Raw genomic sequence first — 3,422 nt, forward strand, 5'->3', positions numbered from 1 at the left:
TTCTTTAATTTCGTACTTTTCAGCGGAGAGTACTCGCTCCGAAACGCCGCGACCAAAATTAGCGGCCTAACGTTACTGTCCATTTGCAACGTATTATTTCTTTTTCGCTTTTAGCGAAAGGCTTCGCCAAAAATTTCCTTACTAAATTCCGTAATGCCTTCGGCGGACAATTTTACCACTGCTGAGAATTCTCTTTCCATTCTTTCGTGAGCACAAACGGCCAGTAACAGCGGCTCTTCGCCACCGCTCCTTTTGTGGTTTGGGAAAATCTTTTTCATTAACTTCGTTTCCAATAGCGGAGAGTACTCTCTCCGAAAGGTCGCGGCGACAAAGAAGCCGCCAAACGTTAGCAGCAATAACATCGACAAATCGACTAAACAACATGAGAACAAATTTAAACGCAAAACCCATTTCGGAAATAAATGACTTGAATACTCTTGGAAAAGTAAATCTAACGCCAAACTATCAACGCCGGCCAGTTTGGAGTTATAAAAATAAAGTTTATCTAATAGATACAATTTTACAAGGATTGCCTATTCCTAAATTTTTCATTCAAATTAAAGTCGACTCTAAAACGGGAAAGACTATCTACGATGTTGTTGATGGACAACAACGATTAACGGCAATTTTTGATTTTATCAATGGTAAAATGGAAGATGGAAAAGAATTCATTTTAACAAAAAAGCAACATCCAAAACCTGAATCATTTCCAGAGAGATTTGAAGGCTTATCCTTTAAAACTTTACCTGGAAACCTTTTGGACGAATTTTGGCGATATAAGCTATCTTTTGAAGAACTCGAAGATGCAAATGATAAAGAAATCAATGATATGTTCATTCGCTTAAACTTAAGTGGAGCAAAACTAAATAATCAAGAGTTAAGAAATGCCGCTTACAATGGTGACTTTAAAGGAATGGTATTTACAGTTGCCGAAGAACAAGACGATTACTTAGTAGAAAATAAAATTTTATCTGCTACCGATGTGAAGAGAATGCTTGACGCCGAATTTATTTCAGAACTTTTTGCCGCGATGATTAAAGGTCTTCAGGATAAAAAGAAAACTCTTGATAAGATATATGCAGAATTTGATTCAATGGATGAGGACGAAGTTATTGCATGGAAAAAGGCTTTTAGGAGTACATTATCTTTATTAGATAAGATCTTGGATGAAGATATTAAAACTACAAGATTTCATAATAAAAATGATTTCTATTCTCTGTTTTATGTTTTGTATGATTTAACGAAAAACAAAAATTACAAAATCTCCCCAGAAATATATCCGGAAATTAGACAAGCATTAATTGAACTAAGTAAAAATGCATTTCTTGGCAGTACAAATCCGGATATGCTAAAATATTTCGAGGGAACAATTAATGCTGGGGATATTATCGCAAATAGAAAGTTCCGCCACACTATATTGACAAATCTGTTAGAACCATTTTGCATTCCTCGTGATAGTAAAAGGCATTTTACTGATTTTGAAAAACAATTTTTGTGGCATAGTGCAAAAGAAAAAATATGCGGAATTTGTACCACAGAAATAGCTGGTTATGATGATTACCAAATTGATCATGTAAAACCATGGGATAAAGGTGGTTTTACAAACTTAGGAAATGCTCAACTGGCGCATGAAACGTGCAATAAATCTAAAGGAAATAGGTAGTTACTGCTGCTAACCGCCGCCAGCCAAAATTGCGGGTTTTCGGTAGCCGGAAGTTGTTCGTTCACGAAGAAAGTTCTATCTTGGCAGAGACAACTCAGTTCGCTTGGCCGCAACTTCGGCTGGCGGCCTAACGTTAGTTGCTACCTTCGTCAGAATCGACAGTGCCCAAGTCAGATATTATGAAGATACTTTTTGAAGTATCAAATAAAATTTCAAAACTAGTGGAGATCGTCGAAAATAAAATGGAAAGCGCGCTTATACAAGCAAATTTATTATCAGAACAAGTTTCAAAATATTTAACCGTTAGCATCATTACAAAACCTAAAATGAAACATACCCAAAGTTTATATTGAGAGAATTTCATTTCCTTAAAAATAATTTTAAATGGTTTTGCCTCTAATTTTAATGCATGTTTTATCTCAATAAGCTTAGGTATCGTTAAACTATAAATTGCAAAACAAAGTCCAACAACTGCAAAACTGAAAGTAAAGTAATTTTCTACCAAAATATTGGAAAACCAGGACCATTCGTTCTGAACAATAAAATAACTTATCCACAAACAAATCAGCTCGTGGATGAGAAAATTCCTAATATCTTTCAGTCTGTACTTGTGCATCACTTAAATTTTGCCATCCAGTCTCCGAAAGGTAATTCGCTTCCTTTTAAGCTTGCTTCGGGAACGACTAAAGTTTTCGACAAATCGGATGACTTGATTAATTTTCTTTGGTCATTAACCCTTAATACTACATTTCCACCACCTTCGCTAGTATATTCAACGAGCGAGTTCAGCTGCTCATTTTTTGGAGTAATTTTGTCCAACGTTTCTCCTTTATCCGCTTCAAGCGAAATCTTCGTTGTTTGACTATTCGTTTTTTCAATCAATGGCTTCAAATAATCCTTAATAGAACTTGATATTGAAGACATATTCGGCTTAATAATCTCAAATCTCAGCATTTTGATTTTTCCAGAGTATTGTTTCAAAAGACTCCAAAATTCCTTTTTATCATATATTTTTTCAAAACTTATTTTTAAGCCATAGCTTTTTAGATATTTATTGAAAACTCTGAGCAAAACATTTATTGCTGCCGATTCGCTTGTAAATGCCTCAACATTCCTACTTACTCCTACTTTTTGCGATTCAGGATTCGTATTAATAATTACATATACAAAAGGTTCGGAGTTTATTGAGTGTTTTTGAAAGTTTTGATAATATTGAAGCTTCTTTTTATTAGCGACTCCAAAAATTAATGTCTCATCATTCTTATTGAATTGAATAATTGGAAAGTCGGTAACATTTTCATATAGATTTTCTAAAATTCCATACAGTATCGCATTTTTGTTTTCCAGTAACTCATCTTTCGTATACTGATTTGGAAACAATACTATTTGATCACTTTCAATTAAGTGAAGATGGAATCGGTAAAGATCAAATACAATTTGTTTATCACTCATAGCTTGTTTGTTGGTTTTTAATATTTTATAAATATAGAAAACCATTTTAAAAAGGCAGCAACTAACCGCCTATCTTGATCCATCGCTGGTTTTCGGTGACGGGAAGTGTCATTTCCAAAGCCGCAAAACATTGGATTTTTCAAACTTTCCAAGTTAGAAAAATCCAAAAGTTTTGCTACCTTTCGTCCAAGCGGAGAGTACTTTCTCCGCAAGCCGCGACGGCCAAGATAGGCCTAACGTTACCTGCAACTATGAAAAAATCCACAATGAAGACCTTTTTGTTTATCCTACTCTATGTTGCAGCAAA

Annotated in this window: 4 protein-coding genes; 1 reads left to right on the forward strand and 3 read right to left on the reverse strand. The window is 34.6% G+C overall.

Translation table 11 applies throughout. From position 1 onward, the window contains the following. Positions 1–110 precede the first annotated feature (110 nt). Complete coding sequence (locus HZF10_RS17775; RefSeq protein ID WP_176007589.1) at positions 111–278, reverse strand: hypothetical protein; 168 nt, start codon at positions 276–278, stop codon at positions 111–113. A gap of 104 nt (positions 279–382) precedes the next feature. On the opposite strand from HZF10_RS17775, the gene HZF10_RS17780 reads away from it, so the two are divergent. Further along, entirely contained in the window at positions 383–1,663 is a 1,281-nt protein-coding gene (locus tag HZF10_RS17780; RefSeq protein ID WP_176007590.1) for a GmrSD restriction endonuclease domain-containing protein, read from the forward strand. Positions 1,664–1,796: 133 nt separating this feature from the next. On the opposite strand, the gene HZF10_RS17785 is transcribed toward HZF10_RS17780, so the two are convergent. Together HZF10_RS17785 and HZF10_RS17790 are read right to left on the reverse strand one after the other, a co-directional pair. Beyond that, positions 1,797–2,279, reverse strand: coding sequence for a hypothetical protein (locus HZF10_RS17785; RefSeq protein ID WP_176007591.1), 483 nt, complete (start codon positions 2,277–2,279; stop codon positions 1,797–1,799). Continuing rightward, positions 2,279–3,115: a hypothetical protein gene (locus HZF10_RS17790; protein WP_176007592.1), complete on the reverse strand. Its 837-nt coding sequence runs from the start codon at positions 3,113–3,115 to the stop codon at positions 2,279–2,281. The genes HZF10_RS17785 and HZF10_RS17790 overlap by 1 nt, the downstream gene beginning before the upstream one ends. Between the last annotated feature and the right edge of the window lie 307 nt (positions 3,116–3,422).

This window comes from Flavobacterium agri, assembly GCF_013401995.1.
Classification (GTDB): domain Bacteria; phylum Bacteroidota; class Bacteroidia; order Flavobacteriales; family Flavobacteriaceae; genus Flavobacterium; species Flavobacterium agri.

Excerpts from the sequence above, each read along its gene's own strand:
- HZF10_RS17775 (WP_176007589.1), bottom strand. The coding sequence starts at position 278 with ATGAAAAAGATTTTCCCAAACCACAAAAGGAGCGGTGGCGAAGAGCCG.
- HZF10_RS17780 (WP_176007590.1), top strand. The coding sequence starts at position 383 with ATGAGAACAAATTTAAACGCAAAACCCATTTCGGAAATAAATGACTTG.
- HZF10_RS17785 (WP_176007591.1), bottom strand. The coding sequence starts at position 2,279 with ATGCACAAGTACAGACTGAAAGATATTAGGAATTTTCTCATCCACGAG.
- HZF10_RS17790 (WP_176007592.1), bottom strand. The coding sequence starts at position 3,115 with ATGAGTGATAAACAAATTGTATTTGATCTTTACCGATTCCATCTTCAC.